Origin of the sequence: Pseudomonas guariconensis (assembly GCF_024127895.1) — a bacterium.
Lineage (GTDB): Bacteria > Pseudomonadota > Gammaproteobacteria > Pseudomonadales > Pseudomonadaceae > Aquipseudomonas > Aquipseudomonas guariconensis_B.
On the sequence record NZ_JAMYBK010000012.1, the window covers coordinates 1 to 14,730 of the forward strand.

Genomic DNA, 14,730 nt, shown 5'->3' on the forward strand with positions numbered 1-14,730 from the left:
CGCGGCGAGCACCGGACCGACCAGGGGGCCGGCGCCGGCGATGGCGGCGAAGTGGTGGCCGAAGAGGATGTGCTTGTTGGTCGGGACGTAGTCCAGGCCATCGTTGTTGAGTACGGCGGGGGTTGCACGTGTAGGGTCGAGCTGCATCACCTTGGTGGCGATGAATAGGCTGTAGTAGCGGTAGGCGACCAGGTAGATGGCCACGGCGGCGGTTACGATCCACAAGGCATTGATGGCTTCGCCCCTGCGCAAGGCCAGGGTGCCGAGCGCGAATGCGCCAAGCAGGGCAACGGCGAACCAGGCAATTCGGGTAGCCAGATTGGTCATCGAGTTTTCTCCTGCCACGGGTGGGTTACCTGCGGCGGTCTTTGTTGTTGTTTGGGCCCGGGTAGGGCGCTGCACACTGTCCGCGCACTGGGCTTGGGAGAAAATTCGCAGTAATACGCGGGAAGACTACGTAGTACTACGTAGTGCGGTGCTGTCTGCACAGTTGGATGTGTCGCCCATACTGGGGCGCGCAGCGGCCCTAGGCCCTCACAGCACACAAGCCCATCGAGACAGCTACACTGAACCGAGCATCGTTCGCCAGGAATGCCAGAGCAGTTCTCACCCAACAAGAGTGATTCGCATGGCCAGGAAAATTCGATTATTGGTTAATGAAGAGCCGCCCAGAACGAAGAGCGCCTTACCTGTGCCCGGGTTCGATGCGCTGGGTCAGCGGGTCGTGGAACTTGGCAGTGACGTGCTCAAGAAAAGCATCGACGGGACGCTGCAGGGTATTTTCGAACTGCTGTCCGAGGTCACGGACGAAAGCGCAACGCATGTGGTTACCGAGATTTCATTCAGCCTGGCCTTCGATGCGTCAGGCGAAGTTTCAGTCGTCTCCCTGGCAAAGGGCTCGCTCAAGGGCAGCACGGGGCTGGAGTTCACGATAAGGAAGAAATGAATGCCATCCGATCGCAGGTGCAGACATGACGACCGACACGCAAGAGGCACTTGCTTATCTCGAACAACTCCAGCGGCATACGTATGAACACCTGGGCATCGAGCCAGACTGGGCGACAGCCGACTACCTCGAATTCCAGGAAGCATTCATCCGCAGGTACTACGAGTCCCAGGTTCGCCATCGAGGAACGCCGTTCGAGGTGTTCCGGGAAATGGCGCTGCAAGAACTGCGCGGTGGCCCCGACACCGCGATCAGCACCTATCAGGACCCCGCGTGGTATTCGCTCTTGGTCAGGATGACCAAGGAAATAGAGGAGGTGCTGAGCGGGCAGAACATGAAGCTGGATCCTGCGCCCCTGTTCGGAACGCTCCCCACAGGGCGAGTCAATGGCATGGCGCTCAAGGCACCCGGGCTCGACCACGTCATCATCCTCATCGAAGACGGGCTCTTTGGTTTCGCCAACCTCGCGGCCAAGGCGGTTTCCAGAACATTCCCGTTCAAAGGCGACAGCGAGGGGCGCCTGATGTTTTCTGTCGACCCGGCAGACTGGCAACAGGAACTGGCAGCCAGGCCGGAACTTCCCGAGAAGTTCCTGGAGGTGCTGCTGGCGTACATCGTGGGCGGGCACCCGCACCTGGCCACGTCTTACTTGCCAGAGCCCAATTACGATGGGATTGCCAGCGCATTGCGCGATGCCCTCGAGTTGTTCGTCCTGGGGCATGAGTACGGGCATCTGGTCAGCGGGCACCTGAATGGCGATGAGACGAAGCGGGCCGTCATCGCTGGTGAAGATATCGACGAAATAACCACGAACTGGAACGAAGAGTTCGAGGCGGATGTCCGTGGGCTCGAATTCATGCTCGCCGTCATGGGGAAAAGAGGGTTCGATCTTTCATTGAGTTTCTGGGGCGCTGAGTTTTTCTTCGGTTGCATCGAAATCGTCGAGCGGGCAGTCAGTGTCATCAGGACGGGCGAGGCCGACATACCGCTGTCTACCACCCATCCGCCCACTGAAATGCGGCGGCAGATGTTGCATCTTGTCCTCGAACGCTCCGTGCCCGAGGAAAGTGTCATTGGCCCCCTGCAACTCGCCGGCCGGGTGAGCTCCGTTCTCGAGCAACTGTGGCGCTTCTGTGAACCTGTGCTCCTCGATGCTCACCGCAAGGGTGTCGTGCTTGCGCCTGCCTGGAGGCAATGATGTTTTCTGCAGCAACAGTGCCGATTGCCGGGCAGCGCTGTAGGGCTGCCCGGCGGAGGGGTCAGGTGTTGTCCTTCACCGTGGTCGTGGCCCCGTTGGTTTTGACGGAGGCGATGCCGTTATCCCGGGCCGACGTGCTGGAGTACATTTCACTGCGCCCGATGACCTGGCCGTTTGCCGCGGTCAAGGTGAAATAGGGCGAACCGTCGGCTGCCGTCTTGCGTTGATACCTGGCATCGCTCGACGAATTCTGGCGGACCGAAGCGATGCCGTCCTGTGCGCTGGCTTTGGTGGTATAGCGTTCGCTGGTGAGAATGATTTCGTTGTTCCCGGCTTTCAGGTTGAACATGTACTGATCGCCGCTGCGTTTCAATTCGTAGTAACCGCCCATGAAAATCTCCGGTATTGACGTCGTCTGAGAACTGGCCGACACCTGCGCTGCGCAAGTATCCGCGCTGCTTTAGCGTAGTGCATATCCTGGGTGTTTTCGTTTTTCTCCAAAGGGTTGGCACCGCCCGTTCTACAGGCTCAGCGGATATTCGACGATCAGCCGCACTTCATTGATGTCCGGCAGGTCGGCCTGGGCCTGTCGGTTGCCTCGGTAGCTGGCCACGCGGGTGCGCAGGGAGAGGTCGCGGGCCGGTCCTGCCTGCACCACGTAGCGCACCTCCATGTCCAGTTCGTGCCATTTCGCGCCGTCATACTGGCCATAGGTGGACAATGCCCCGCCCGCATAGCGCTGGCCGGGGCGCCAGTGCCGGTCGCTGGCGCCGGAGCCGGTGACGTAGCGGGTCATGAAGCTCAGGCCAGGGACGCCATAGCCGGCCAGGTTGAGGTCGTAGCGTGCCTGGCGGGATTTCATGCCGGGGGCGTTGAAGTCCGATAGCTGCACCGAGTTGGCCAGGTCGATGGACAGGCCACCGACATAGTCGAACGGTGTATCGCCGTCGATCTGCTGGTAGGCCAGGGTGATGCGGTGCGGACCGTGGCGCCAGGCTCCGGCCAGGCTCCAGCTGGTGTTGGCGACGGGGCCGGACAGTTCCCGCCCGGTGGCGTCGCTGCGGTACAGCTGCAGATCGAGGTTCAGGCCGCTGGACGGCGTGAACGGCAGGTCCTGGTTGAGGTTCAGGTAGTACTGCAGCCAGTTGTCCTCGGCGCGGGCATGGAACAGTTTCGCGCGCAGGGTATCGCTGAACGAATAGCTGGCCCCGAGAAAATCCAGGCTGCGTACCGCCACGTCGGAATAGCGGGTGCGCAGGCTATCGTCGTCATTGCTGGAGGCGAAGCCGTGGTAGGCGGTGAAGTGGCCTGCCTCGACCAGCAGGCCGGGCAGGGTGTCGTTGCGCAGGTACAGGCCGGTGGCCAGTTCGGGTAGCAGGCGGCTGTCGGCGGTGGTGAACACCGGCGTCGAGGTGCGCATTTCGCCCCATTTCAGTTCGTTGCCGCGCCAGCGCGCCTTGAGCGCGGCACCGGCATGGCTGTAGTCGTCCGCCACTTCGGCGTCGCGCTGGCGGTCATGGCGCACCGGCAGCAGCAGGGTGCCGGTGCGCCCCGCGCCGCTGTCGAGCTTGAGGCCGAGGTGGGCATGGGCATCGAGCCCCAGGCCCAGGGTGCCCTGGGTGAACCCGGAGTCGAGGCCAAGCATCAGGCCATGGGCCCATTCCTCGCGGTAACCCTTGCGTTCGTCCGCAGGCCGGGCGGCATTGTCGCCCTGGCCGTTGCTGGCGCCGTTGCGCAGGTCGCGGTTGAAGTAGAAGTTGCGGTTGCGCAACTCCAGTTGGCTGTCTTCGACAAGGCCGTGGGGAGCGGCCAGCACATCGGAGGCCAGCAGGGCACTGCAGAGCAGCGTGGCAGGGCGATGGAGCATGAGGTTTCACCTGTTGTTCTTGTTTTCGGCGCATCCGGGTGCCGTAGGCGGGAGGCCCAGGGCAGTGAAGGGGAGGGCTCGTCCGTGAGCCGAGGGGTCAGTCGAGGTCCTTGCCAGCGGTTTCCGGCACCAGCTTCAGGCCCACCAGCGACAGCAGGATCGCCGCGATGATGTAGAACGCCGGTGCATTGCTGTTGCCGGTGAGGCTGACCAGGCCAGCGGCGAAGAACTGGGCGAAACCGCCGAACAGGGCCACGCCGATGCAATAGGCCAAAGACATGCCGCTGGCACGGATGTGGGTGGGAAACAGCTCCGGCAGGATCGCCAGGTTGGGCACGATGGTGTAGGTCAGCGGGATGCTCAGCAGGGTCACCACGCCGAGCAGCACGCCCAGGTTGGGGTGCTGGTTGAGCAGCAGGAAGGCCGGGTAGATCGCCAGCAGCAGGATCGGCAAGGGCCAGAAGATCGCCTTGCGCCGGCCGATGCGGTCGCTCAGTCGACCGGCATGGGCCGAGAGCAGCAGGGGCGGCAGGCAGGCGACGATCGCCGCCCAGGTGCCGCTGGCCAGGGGCATGCCGAGTACGCCGATGGCATGGTTGGCCAGGTAGAACTGGATGGTGTAGATCGGCACGGTGGCGCCGATCACCAGCAGCACGCCCGCCAGCATCTGCCGTGGGTGCTGCAGCAGCACGGCCAGTTGCCTGCCCTGGGACACCGCCGCGCCGCTGCGCACGATCTGGCGGTGGGCCTGGGTTTCTTCCAGGCGATGGCGGATGTACTCGCTGACCGGGATGGCCAGGATGCCCAGGGCGAAGATCAGGCGCCAGCCCCAGCTGTCCATGGCCTCGGGGCTGAGCAGGGTGCTCAACAGGGTGACCATCAGCCCGCCCAGGCAGATGCCCAGGCTCTGACTGAAGGTCTGCCAGCTGCAGTAGTAGCCGCGCGAATGCTTGTCGGCATACTCCATGAGCATGGTGGTCGAGGTGCCGATCTGCCCGCCCACTGCGAAGCCCTGCAAGAGCCGCGCGACGATCACCACCGCTGGGCCGAGCAGGCCGGCCTGGGCATAGGTGGGCGCGACGGTGAACAGCAGCGAGCCGATCGCCATCAGCCACAGGGTCAGGCGCATGGCCGCCTTGCGCCCGGCACGGTCGGCGTACAGGCCGATCACCAAGCCGCCCAGGGGGCGCATGACGAAGCCGGTGCCGAACACCGCCAGCGACAGCATCAGCGGAATCAACGGATGGTCGCTGAAGGGAAAGAACAGCCGTGCCATGAGCGTGGCCAGCAGGCTGTAGACCAGAAAATCGTAGAACTCCAGGGCATTGCCCACGCAGATCGCGGCGATCGCCCGGCGCTTGCTGGGTGGCCGGCTGTGGGTGTCGATGGCGAAGTCTGTTGTTTTTGTTGTCATCGTCTGTGCTCTCTTGCGATGGCCGTCAGGCCAGGAAACGTTGCGCCAGCCGCACCCAGAAGGTGGCGCCCAGGGGCAGTGCCAGGTCGTTGAAGTCGTAGCCAGGGTTGTGGACCTCGCAGGTGCCGCTGCCGTGGCCATTGCCGATCAGCAGGTAGCAACCGGGGACCTGCTCCAGCCAGAAGGCGAAGTCGTCGCTGGCGCAGATCGGCTGCTGCCGTGGCGCCAGGCCCTCGTCGCCGAGCCAGTCGCGTATCACCTGTTCGGCCAGTTGGCTGGCCTCTGGGTCGTTGACCAGCACCGGGTAGCCTTCGCCGAAGCTCACGTCGGCCGTGGCGCCATAGCCCTGGGCGTGCAGCTCGGCGAGGGTGGCGATCCGCTGGCGCAGCAGGTGGCGGACCTCGGGGTCGAGCGTGCGCACGCTCAGGCGCAGTTCGGCCCGGTCGGGAATGACGTTGGCGGCATCGCCGGCGAGCAAGGCGCCCACGGTGATGATCGCGGTCTCGCTCGGCGGCACGTTGCGCGACACGATGGTCTGCAACGCCAGGACCAGCGAAGCGCCGACCACCACCGGGTCGACTGTCTTGTCGGGCATCGCGCCGTGGCCGCCCTGGCCGTGGATGACGATGGTCACGCTGTCGGTAGAGGCCATGCGCGGCCCGGCGAGCACGCCGAACTGGCCGACCGGCATGCCGGGGGAGTTGTGCAGGGCGAACAGGGCGTCGCAGGGGAAGCGTTCGAACACGCCTTCGTCGAGCATGCGCTTGGCGCCGGAGCCGCCGTGGCCTTCCTCGGCGGGCTGGAAGAACAGGTGCAGGGTGCCGCGCCAGTGGCGCTCGCGGGCCAGTTCGCAAGCTGCCGCCAGGAGCATGGCGGTGTGCCCGTCATGGCCGCAGGCGTGCATCTTGCCCGGTACCGTGCTGGCCCAGGGGCGGCCGCTCTGTTCGGCGATCGGCAGGGCATCGAGCTCGGCGCGCAGGCCCAGCGTGGGGCCTGCGCCATTGCGCAGGGTGCCGACCACGGCGGTGCCGGCCAGGCCCTGGTGGACCTCGTAGCCCCACTGCTGCAGGTGGTCGATCACCCGCGCACGGGTGGCGAACTCTTCGAAGCCCAGTTCGGGCTGGCGGTGGATGGCCCGGCGCAGCTCGACCATGGCCGGGGTGATGGCGGCGATGCCGGGGGCGATGCAGGTGTTATGCATATTGTTCTTTCCTGGTCAGCGAGGCGACACTGCAGGGCCCGTTGGCGGCCCTGGCCTCGTGCTTTAACCTAGCGCCCCCGCCGGCCGGGCATAAGCCGCAAAAATGTTGTCATGACGACCCTTGGTGTTCAGGCAGGAGACTCTTCGTGAAGCTGCACCAGCTACAGGCCCTGATCGCCGTGGCCGACCACGGTGGCATCCGTTCCGCCGCCCGGGCCCTGGCGTTGTCCCAGGCGGCGATCACCCGTGCCTTGCGTGAATTGGAGCAAGAGCAGGGGCTGGCGTTACTGGCCCGGCATGCCGGCGGCGCGCGCCTGACCACGGCGGGCCTGACCCTGCTGCCGCATGCCCGGCAGATCGCCAGCCAGCTGGAAAAGGCCCAGCGTGACCTGGCCAGTCTGCGGGGGGAAACGCCGAGCCGCTTGTGCGTGGGGATCACGCCCTGGTTCGGGCAGACCCTGCTGGGCGCGGCGCTGCAAGCCTTTCGCCAGGCGATGCCGGCGGTGCAACTGGAGCTCTACGAAGGCCTGCAGGCGGTCAGCCTGTCGCTGCTGCGCAGCGGCCAGATGCAGTTCGCCCTGGGCCCGGCCGGGGGGCTGCCGGCCCAGGAGTTCAGCCACCAGGTGTTGGCGCACTACCCCATGCAGGTGCTGGCACGCATCGGCCACCCGTTGCAGGAGGCGCGCTCGCTCGGCCAGTTGCTGGAGCACGACTGGGTCATGAACTTCACCCAGACAGGCCAGCACTCGCTGATGCAGCAGCTGTTCGGCCGACATGGCCTGGACCTCGAGCCGGGGCGCATCGTCTGCGCCCAGTCCAGCGCCATGCTCAGCAGCCTGATCATCGATGCCGGCATGCTCGGCTATTCGCCCGCGCCGATGCTGCTGTGCGAGCCGCTGCGCGACAAGGCACGCGCCCTGGCGCTGGACGAGCCGCTGGAGGAAGGGGATATCAGCGTGATTCAGCTGCGCGACCAGGTGCTGGACCCGGCCGCGCGCTGTTTCGTGCGCTGCCTGCAGCAAGCGCTGAAGGCCTGCTGCCGGTCACGCAGCGCGGATGACCGACGCTTGGCGGACATGCTCAGGTTGTGCTTCTGAGCACGCCCGGGCGTCATTGATGGCGACGTCGGCCGTGACGGCGCTGTCGAGGGGCGGCCTGGGCGTGCGCGGTGGCAGCAGGCCCACCCAGCCGGACAGGCTGGCGTGCTTGGGAAACTTCTTGGCCACGTACATGTCGTGATCTCCCCAGGTGTCAGGCCAGGCTGGCTTCGCGCGAGGCCAGCGGGCCCAGGGCGGCCTTGAGCACCTCGAGCTTTTCCGCCGACAGACGGGCCAGCGGGCGGCGTGGGTTGCCGGCGCCATAGCCGCTCAGTTGCGCGCCTGCGTAGACCGACTGCACGTAGTCGCCTTGCCAGATCAACGACATGACCGGCTCCAGTTCGCGCCAGATCTCGCGGGCACGCTCCCACTGGCGCTCCATGGCCGCATTGACGAAGGCGACGCAGGTGCGTGGCGCCATGTTGGCGCCGCCCCAGATCAGGCCCGCGGCGCCAGCATACAGGGCATAGGGCGCCAGCGGATCGGCGCCGTTCATGGTGGGCAGGCCCGTGCGGATCAGCGAGGCCTGGGCAGCGAGGTCGCCGCTGCTGTCCTTGACCGACACGAAGTTGGGGATTTCGCTGAGCTTGCCAAACAATGCCGGAGTCACTTCCACGCCTACGGCCTGGGGCACGTTGTAGCCGATGACCGGCAGGCCCGCCTGGCAGACCGTGGTGTAGAAGTCGACGATGCCCTGGTCGTCGGTCGGGCCTTCGAAGAACGGCGGCAGCACCATGACCCCGTCGGCCCCGCAATCGGTGGCATGCCGGGTGCGTTCCAGCACGTCCTCGACCAGCAGCGCGGAGGTCTGGGCGATCACCCGGGCACGGCCAGCGATGACCTTGGCGCCGAAGGCGACCAACTCCTTGGATTCTTCCTTGCTCAGGTAGACGTGCATGCCAGTGCCGGAACTGAGCACGAAGCCATGCACGCCAGCGGCGATATAACCCTCGATCAGGGTTTCGAAGCGGGCATAGTCGATATTGCCTTGGGTATCGAAGGGCGTAGTGATAGCCAGGTTGATACCGGAAAACGGGAATGCGGACATATGGAATAACCTCTTCTTGTTTTGGCTGTATATTTTTTGGCGCGCTTCTTTTGTGAATGAAAATTTCAGTCGGTATGGCGTTGTTCTTCACGCATCATGAAAGTTTTCACGGGGTCCGCTGAAAGAGAACTTTTGCCGGACGATTGATATCCGGATGGGCGAATGAATTATTCATTTATCCAGACCTATCGCATTCAGGCCACCTTCACCTCGAAGCGCTGCACAGCATCAAGGTGAAGGTTAGTGTTGCGGGAAAGTGGAATACAGCGACATTTACACGGGTCATCTGATGAGCTGAGGTTATCCATCCAGGTCTTGGGAGGATGACCACTCGAACGCGATGGTTCAGGTCTATTTCTGGATAGGTGTCGAAAAAGGCGGGCAACCTGGTGCTGAGCCAGAAGTTGGCGAAGGCCGGCGAGCAGCATAGCGTCACCCGTTGCTTGGGTTTGCCGGTGTTGCGGATGCGTTGCGCCGTCTGGGCGATATTGGTGAACGAAAGCTGCACGGCATCGAAGAAGATCGAGCGGGCCGCCGCGACGAAGGCCTTGACGGCGCGCAGGGACGGCATCTTCATCAATGTGTGATCGGGTTCGGTGTGCTTGACCATAACATCAGGTAATCAATAGACCGTATAAAAAGTCGATTCTTGAGACTGAGAGCCTCGCCCTAGACTGTTTGTCAAGCAGCAGCGATGACTGCTCGATTATTTCAATCGGCAGGCTATCCGAGTCGATTGAAACATTGAAGCCTTAATCGTACAGGTTGTATCGGGCTGATGAGCCCTGACGCATACGGCATGCCGCGGCCCTCCTGCACTTACTTGGGAGCATCCATAATAATGTACAAAAGTACCGATGTATTGGACCTGATAAAACAACGCAAGCCGCAGCATGGGCTGCCGGGTATCGCGTACAGGGACCCGGAAGTCTATCGCCAGGACCTCGAACAGATCTGGCACCGCGAATGGATCTTCGCCGGGCATACGTTCGAGATCGAAAAGCCCGGCCAATATATAACGTTGCAGATTGGCGACTATCCGGTAGCCGTGGTGCGCGGTGGCGATGGCCAGGTCCGTGCCTTCCACAATGCCTGCCGTCATCGCGGCTCCAAGGTCTGCACCGAGGCCAAGGGCAAGGTGGCCAAGCTGGTCTGCCCTTATCACAAGTGGACCTTCGAACTGGATGGTCGCTTGCTGTTCGCCGGTAACATGGGCCCGGACTTCAATACCGCCGACCACGGCCTGCTGCCCGCCCACTGCGAGGTGGTCCACAGCTACATCTACGTTTGCGTAGCCAAGGTGGCGCCGGACTTCGAGAAGTTCCGCAGCGCGGTCTCGCCGTTCATCGGCCCCCATTACCTGGAAGACTGCAAGGTCGCCTTCGAGTCCAACCTGGTCGAGCAGGGCAACTGGAAGCTGGTCTTCGAGAACAACCGCGAGTGCTACCACTGCGACGGCACGCACCCGGAGCTGCTCAACTCCTTCGTCGAGAACGTCTCGGTGCAGGGGATCGGCGGCGAGGAAGACCCGGAGCTGGCCACCCACTGGAACACCTGCGAGGCCGGTGGCCTGGCTAGCCGGCTGGTCATGGACCCAGGCGGCCAGTACCGCATGACCCGCATCCCGCTCAACAATGGCGCCAGCAGCTACACCATGGACGGCAAGCCAGCGGTGTCCCGTCGCCTGGACCGCAGCGGCGTGGGCAATATCGGTGCCTTGCTCTATTTCAACTACCCCTCGACCTGGAACCACTTCCTTGGCGACCACGCCTTGAGTTTCCGTGTGCTGCCGATGGGGCCGGGGGAGACCGTGGTGACCACCAAGTGGCTGGTTCCCAAGGATGCCCAGGAAGGCGTGGACTACGACCTCGAGCGCCTGACCAAGGTGTGGATGGCGACCAACGACCAGGACCGCCGCCTGGTGGAGGGCACCCAGGTCGGCGTGACCTCGCCGGCCTACGCGCCAGGGCCGTATTCGGGCCTGGTGGAAAATGGCGTGTGCCAGTTCGTCGACTGGTATTGCGAGCTGATGATCCGCCGTCTGGGCGAGGCCTCGGCGCGGATCGCCTGAGTCACGCAAGAGGCATTTGGGTGGGGTGGCCGGTGGGGCAGGGGCCTTCACCGGCCCTCTGCCGTGGTATTCAAGAACAACAACACAGGAACGCCGTGATGACATCGCCATTCTCGATCCCCAGCCATGCCCGACGTATCGACCCCTCCCGGCAACGCGCCGCTGCGCTCAAGGCAGACGGCTCGGTCGACGACAACGACCGCGTCGAGATCGGCCCGACGCCCCTGGCCTTTGCCGAGTGGCAGCGCCTCGGGCTGCAGGCGCCGCACCTGCCGAGCATGCGCGAGTACCGCCTGCGGCGCATCTGCGAACAGCTGGTAGCCCGTGACCTGGGCGGTATCTTGCTGTTCGACCCGCTGAACATCCGCTACGCCACCGACACCACCAACATGCAGCTGTGGACCACCCACAACCCGGCTCGTGCCTGTTTCGTCGCCGCCAGTGGCCATGTGGTGCTGTGGGACTTTCACGGTTGCGACCACCTGTCTGCGCACTTGCCGCTGATCAGTGAGCTGCGTAGCGGGGCGTCGTTCTTCTACTTCGAGTCCGGTGACCGTACCGACGAGCATGCGCGCCATTTCTGCGCGCAGGTGGATGAGCTGTTACGCACCCATGCAGGCAACAACCGCCGCCTGGCGGTCGACCGCATCGAGGTGGCCGGGTTGCGCGCCCTCGATGCCCTGGGCGTGGAGGTGCACAACGGCCAGGAGGTGACCGAGTTCGCCCGCATGGTCAAGGGGCCGGACGAGATCCTCGCCATGCGCTGCGCCGTCGCCTCCTGCGAAGCGGCGGTGGCCGAGATGCACCAGGCCATGCGTGCCGGAATGACCGAGAACGACGTCTGGGCGGTACTGCACGCTGGCAACATCCGCCGTGGCGGCGAGTGGATCGAGACGCGCATCCTCAGTTCCGGTCCTCGCACCAACCCGTGGTACCAGGAGTCCGGCCCGAGGGTCCTGAGTGATGGCGACCTGTTGTCATTCGACACCGACTTGATCGGGGTCTACGGCTTCTGCGTGGACATGTCGCGCAGCTGGATCTGTGGTGGCGGGGAGCCGACCGCGGAGCAGAAGCGCCTGTACCGCATTGCCCATGAGCACATCACCACCAACATCGAGCTGGTCAGGCCCGGTGTGCGCTTCACCGAGCTGACCGCCAAGGGCCACCGCCTGCCCGAGAGCTGCCGCGCCCAGCGCTATGGCGTGATGTTCCACGGGGTGGGGCTGTGCGACGAATACCCCAGCATCCGCTACCCGGAGGATTTGCAGTCCCATGGCTATGAAGGCGAGCTGCAGGCTGGCATGGCGCTTTGCGTGGAGGCCTATGTGGGGGAGGTCGGGGGGCGTGACGGGATCAAACTGGAGAACCAGCTGCTGGTGACGGAGAACGGGTATGAGCTGTTGACCCACTATCCGTTCGAGGAGCGCTTTCTGCGGGACTAGGGGGGCGGTTTTTTTCAGCGGCGAGCAGCAAGCTTCAAGCTGCAAGTAGACGCGGTGTAGCGAATGTGGCCGCCTGCGCGCGCCCCGGGCCGGTACCGGCCGAGGCCCGTTGCCTGCTGCAGAACTCCGGCCTGTCGGTGGTGGATGTCGCGCTCGCTTGCGGTTTCGTGTCGAGCAGCCATTTCAGCCGATGCTACAGCGCCTTCTTCGGCCACCCGCCTTCGCGGGAGGTCCGCTGTGAGATCTGATCCCGGCAACGCTGGCGGGTGGCTACGTCCCAGCGATCTGCTGCTTGCATCATGCTAGAATCCGCCCCTTCGAATCAGGAGGTAGACGCGTGCGCAAACTGGCAGTGGTAATGGCAGTGCTGGCCCTGGCCGGCTGTGAGAACGAGGTCGAGGGCGTGCACAAGCAGGTGGCCGAACACCTGCACAACCCCAAGACGGCCAAGTTCGCCAACGTGCGGATCGACACCCAGGGCTCCATCTGCGGCCAGGTCCGTGGCAAGGACGATGCCGGCCAGTACGAGCCGTACCGCAGCTACGTGGCGATCAAGCACGATGGCCAGTACGAGGTGCTCGTCGATGAAACCGGCAACAACCTGCGCATCCGTGAAATCTGCGGTGGCGCCGACCTGCAGCGTCGCGCCGATGCCCTGGCCGACCAGCCGGCGCCCCAAGGCTGGGATGTGGAAGTGATCCAGGGCCCGAACATGGGGGCCCTGAGCGACATGACGGCGCGCCTGATCGAGAAGGGGATCCCGTCCTCGGTGGAGTACCGCGACGGCAAGCCGGTGGTGCTGATGGGGCCGTTCCCCACCAAGGCCGAGGCCGAGGCCCGCAAGGCCGATGTCATGGGGCGCCTGGGGACCGATTCGATCGTCATCCAGCATGGGGCCGAGCGCTGAGACGGCGGCTGGCCGGTCGATAAGCGCTGCCTGGTAATCCTGGGGCCGAATGGACAGCTACCCACCGTCCTCCTCCAGGCTGAACCCCTCGACCCCGAACTCACTCTCCAGTGCCAGGAGGTACTGGCGCAGGGCATGCCGGGTGGACGCTTCGCGCAGGCTGTGGCGCACCCGCTCGGCGACCTGGGCATAGGGCAGGGGGCGGCGCTCGACACGCTCGTCGATGCACACCAGGTGCCAGCCATAGCGCGAGGCCAGCGGCCGGTCGTGCAGGCCCGGCGGCAGGCGCAGCAGCGCCTGGTCCAGCTCGGCGACGGTCTGCCCGGCGGTCAGCCAGCCAAGCTCGCCACCCTGGTCCCTGGACGGGCAGGCGGAATGCCGCAGCGCCAGTTCCGTGAAGCGCTTGGGATGTTGCACCAGCTCCCCCAGCAACCGTTCGGCGAGCCGGTACTGCCCATCGCGCGCCCGTGCATCCTCCGGCGCCGCGGGCAACAGGATGTGCCGCACCCGCAGCCGCGCCGGTGCGCAGAAGCGCTCGCGGTGGCTGTCGAAGTAGCGCCGGCAAGCGTCCTCGTCGGCCTGCGGCACCTGCAGCTCACGCTCCAGCAAGCTGGCCACGGCCTCGTCGCCCGGCGCCAGGCCAAGCATGGCCGCGCGCTGGGCCAGCAGCTCGCGCACCACCAGCGCCCGTGCCGCGCAGCGCTGCGCCTCGGCCAGCGATGGCGCGGGGTGGAAGGGGGTTTCCCGGGCGATATCGGCCTCGCTGAGCCGTGTGTCGCCCACCCGGATCACCGGCGTCGGGCTGTCCGGCAGGTTCTCGACGGCGATCATCTCCATGCTTGTTGCTCCTCAGCCGCGTCGGCGGACGATCTGGTAGCTGCGCCCGAAATAGCCCAGCGGAATGCTCCACACGTGCACCAGGCGGGTGAAGGGGAATAGCAGGATGATGGTCAGGCCGAGGAAGATGTGCAGCTTGAAGATCAGCGGCGTGCCGACCAGGAAGCTTGCCGCGTCGCCGCGCAGGAAGACGATCGCCTGGGCCCAGTTGGCCAACGCCACCATCATGCCGCCATCCAGGTGGTGCAGGGAGAAGACGATGGTCACCAGGCCCAGGATCGCCTGCAGCAGGAGCAGGGCGATGATCAGGTTGTCCATCAGGCTGGAGGAGGCGCGTACCCGCGGGTTGAACAACCGACGCCAGAGCAGCATGGCGCCGCCGATGACGCACAGCACCCCGGCGATGCCGCCGAAGACGATGGCCATCAGTTGCTTGTGCCCGGCGGAGAGGAAGGGCGCGTAGACCCAGTGCGGCGTCAGCAGGCCGACCAGGTGGCCGAAGAAGATCGCCAGGATGCCGATGTGGAACAGGTTGCTGGCCAGGCGCATGTGCTTGCTCGAAAGCATCTGGCTGGAACCGGTCTTCCACGTGTACTGGCCATGGTCGTAGCGCAGCAGGCTGCCGAGCAAGAACACGGTGCCGGCCAGGTAGGGGTAGAAGCCGTAGATCAGGTGGAGCAGGTAGCCCTCATGCATGATGCA

At 64.8% G+C, this 14,730-nt stretch carries 14 protein-coding genes and 2 pseudogenes; 7 read left to right on the forward strand and 9 right to left on the reverse strand.

Going from position 1 to position 14,730, the window contains the following annotated elements; all coding sequences use genetic code 11:
• On the reverse strand, positions 1 to 327 hold a 327-nt coding region (locus tag NJF35_RS14070; protein ID WP_317235055.1), incomplete at its 3' end, for a carbon starvation CstA family protein.
• Positions 328 to 628: 301 nt separating this feature from the next.
• On the opposite strand from NJF35_RS14070, the gene NJF35_RS14075 reads away from it, so the two are divergent.
• A complete protein-coding gene (locus tag NJF35_RS14075) occupies positions 629 to 946 on the forward strand; it encodes a hypothetical protein (RefSeq protein WP_225790778.1) in 318 nt (105 codons plus the stop codon).
• Positions 947 to 971: 25 nt separating this feature from the next.
• Complete coding sequence (locus NJF35_RS14080) at positions 972 to 2,144, forward strand: hypothetical protein (protein WP_225790779.1); 1,173 nt, start codon at positions 972 to 974, stop codon at positions 2,142 to 2,144.
• A gap of 61 nt (positions 2,145 to 2,205) precedes the next feature.
• On the opposite strand, the gene NJF35_RS14085 is transcribed toward NJF35_RS14080, so the two are convergent.
• The 4 genes from NJF35_RS14085 to NJF35_RS14100 all read right to left on the reverse strand — a co-directional run bounded on the left by NJF35_RS14085 (position 2,206) and on the right by NJF35_RS14100 (position 6,626).
• A complete protein-coding gene (locus NJF35_RS14085; protein ID WP_225790780.1) occupies positions 2,206 to 2,535 on the reverse strand; it encodes a YegP family protein in 330 nt (109 codons plus the stop codon).
• Positions 2,536 to 2,664: 129 nt separating this feature from the next.
• Positions 2,665 to 4,011 carry an OprD family porin gene (locus NJF35_RS14090; protein ID WP_225790781.1) on the reverse strand — a complete coding sequence of 449 codons (1,347 nt, stop codon included), beginning with the start codon at positions 4,009 to 4,011 and terminating at the stop codon, positions 2,665 to 2,667.
• 97 nt (positions 4,012 to 4,108) lie between these two features.
• The gene (locus NJF35_RS14095; protein ID WP_225790782.1) at positions 4,109 to 5,425 is read right to left on the reverse strand and encodes an MFS transporter; all 1,317 of its coding nucleotides are present in this window, start codon (positions 5,423 to 5,425) and stop codon (positions 4,109 to 4,111) included.
• Between the two features lie 25 nt (positions 5,426 to 5,450).
• Positions 5,451 to 6,626: a M20 aminoacylase family protein gene (locus tag NJF35_RS14100; RefSeq protein WP_225790783.1), complete on the reverse strand. Its 1,176-nt coding sequence runs from the start codon at positions 6,624 to 6,626 to the stop codon at positions 5,451 to 5,453.
• 146 nt (positions 6,627 to 6,772) lie between these two features.
• Between NJF35_RS14100 and NJF35_RS14105 the strand changes: the two genes are divergently transcribed.
• A complete protein-coding gene (locus NJF35_RS14105) occupies positions 6,773 to 7,723 on the forward strand; it encodes a LysR family transcriptional regulator (RefSeq protein WP_225790784.1) in 951 nt (316 codons plus the stop codon).
• A gap of 154 nt (positions 7,724 to 7,877) precedes the next feature.
• On the opposite strand, the gene NJF35_RS14110 is transcribed toward NJF35_RS14105, so the two are convergent.
• Both NJF35_RS14110 and NJF35_RS14115 read right to left on the reverse strand, forming a co-directional pair.
• Positions 7,878 to 8,771, reverse strand: a complete 894-nt coding sequence (locus tag NJF35_RS14110; RefSeq protein ID WP_225790785.1) for a dihydrodipicolinate synthase family protein — start codon at positions 8,769 to 8,771, stop codon at positions 7,878 to 7,880.
• A 343-nt stretch (positions 8,772 to 9,114) separates the two neighbouring features.
• Positions 9,115 to 9,381 (reverse strand): annotated as a pseudogene (locus NJF35_RS14115) (LysR family transcriptional regulator); the annotation flags it as partial.
• A 231-nt stretch (positions 9,382 to 9,612) separates the two neighbouring features.
• Between NJF35_RS14115 and NJF35_RS14120 the strand changes: the two are divergent.
• The 4 genes and pseudogenes from NJF35_RS14120 (at position 9,613) to NJF35_RS14135 (ending at position 13,191) form a co-directional block, all read left to right on the forward strand.
• The gene (locus tag NJF35_RS14120; protein WP_225790786.1) at positions 9,613 to 10,842 is read left to right on the forward strand and encodes an aromatic ring-hydroxylating oxygenase subunit alpha; all 1,230 of its coding nucleotides are present in this window, start codon (positions 9,613 to 9,615) and stop codon (positions 10,840 to 10,842) included.
• Positions 10,843 to 10,940: 98 nt separating this feature from the next.
• On the forward strand, positions 10,941 to 12,284 hold the full coding sequence (dddP, locus tag NJF35_RS14125) for a dimethylsulfonioproprionate lyase DddP (RefSeq protein WP_225790787.1): 1,344 nt from the start codon (positions 10,941 to 10,943) through the stop codon (positions 12,282 to 12,284).
• A 101-nt stretch (positions 12,285 to 12,385) separates the two neighbouring features.
• Positions 12,386 to 12,532 (forward strand): annotated as a pseudogene (locus NJF35_RS14130) (helix-turn-helix domain-containing protein); the annotation flags it as partial.
• A gap of 89 nt (positions 12,533 to 12,621) precedes the next feature.
• Positions 12,622 to 13,191 carry an SPOR domain-containing protein gene (locus NJF35_RS14135; RefSeq protein ID WP_225790788.1) on the forward strand — a complete coding sequence of 190 codons (570 nt, stop codon included), beginning with the start codon at positions 12,622 to 12,624 and terminating at the stop codon, positions 13,189 to 13,191.
• A gap of 57 nt (positions 13,192 to 13,248) precedes the next feature.
• Here the strand turns inward: NJF35_RS14135 and NJF35_RS14140 are convergent, their stop codons facing one another.
• A complete protein-coding gene (locus NJF35_RS14140; protein ID WP_225790789.1) occupies positions 13,249 to 14,028 on the reverse strand; it encodes a peptidylprolyl isomerase in 780 nt (259 codons plus the stop codon).
• Between the two features lie 12 nt (positions 14,029 to 14,040).
• Complete coding sequence (narI, locus tag NJF35_RS14145) at positions 14,041 to 14,724, reverse strand: respiratory nitrate reductase subunit gamma (RefSeq protein ID WP_225790790.1); 684 nt, start codon at positions 14,722 to 14,724, stop codon at positions 14,041 to 14,043.
• Between the last annotated feature and the right edge of the window lie 6 nt (positions 14,725 to 14,730).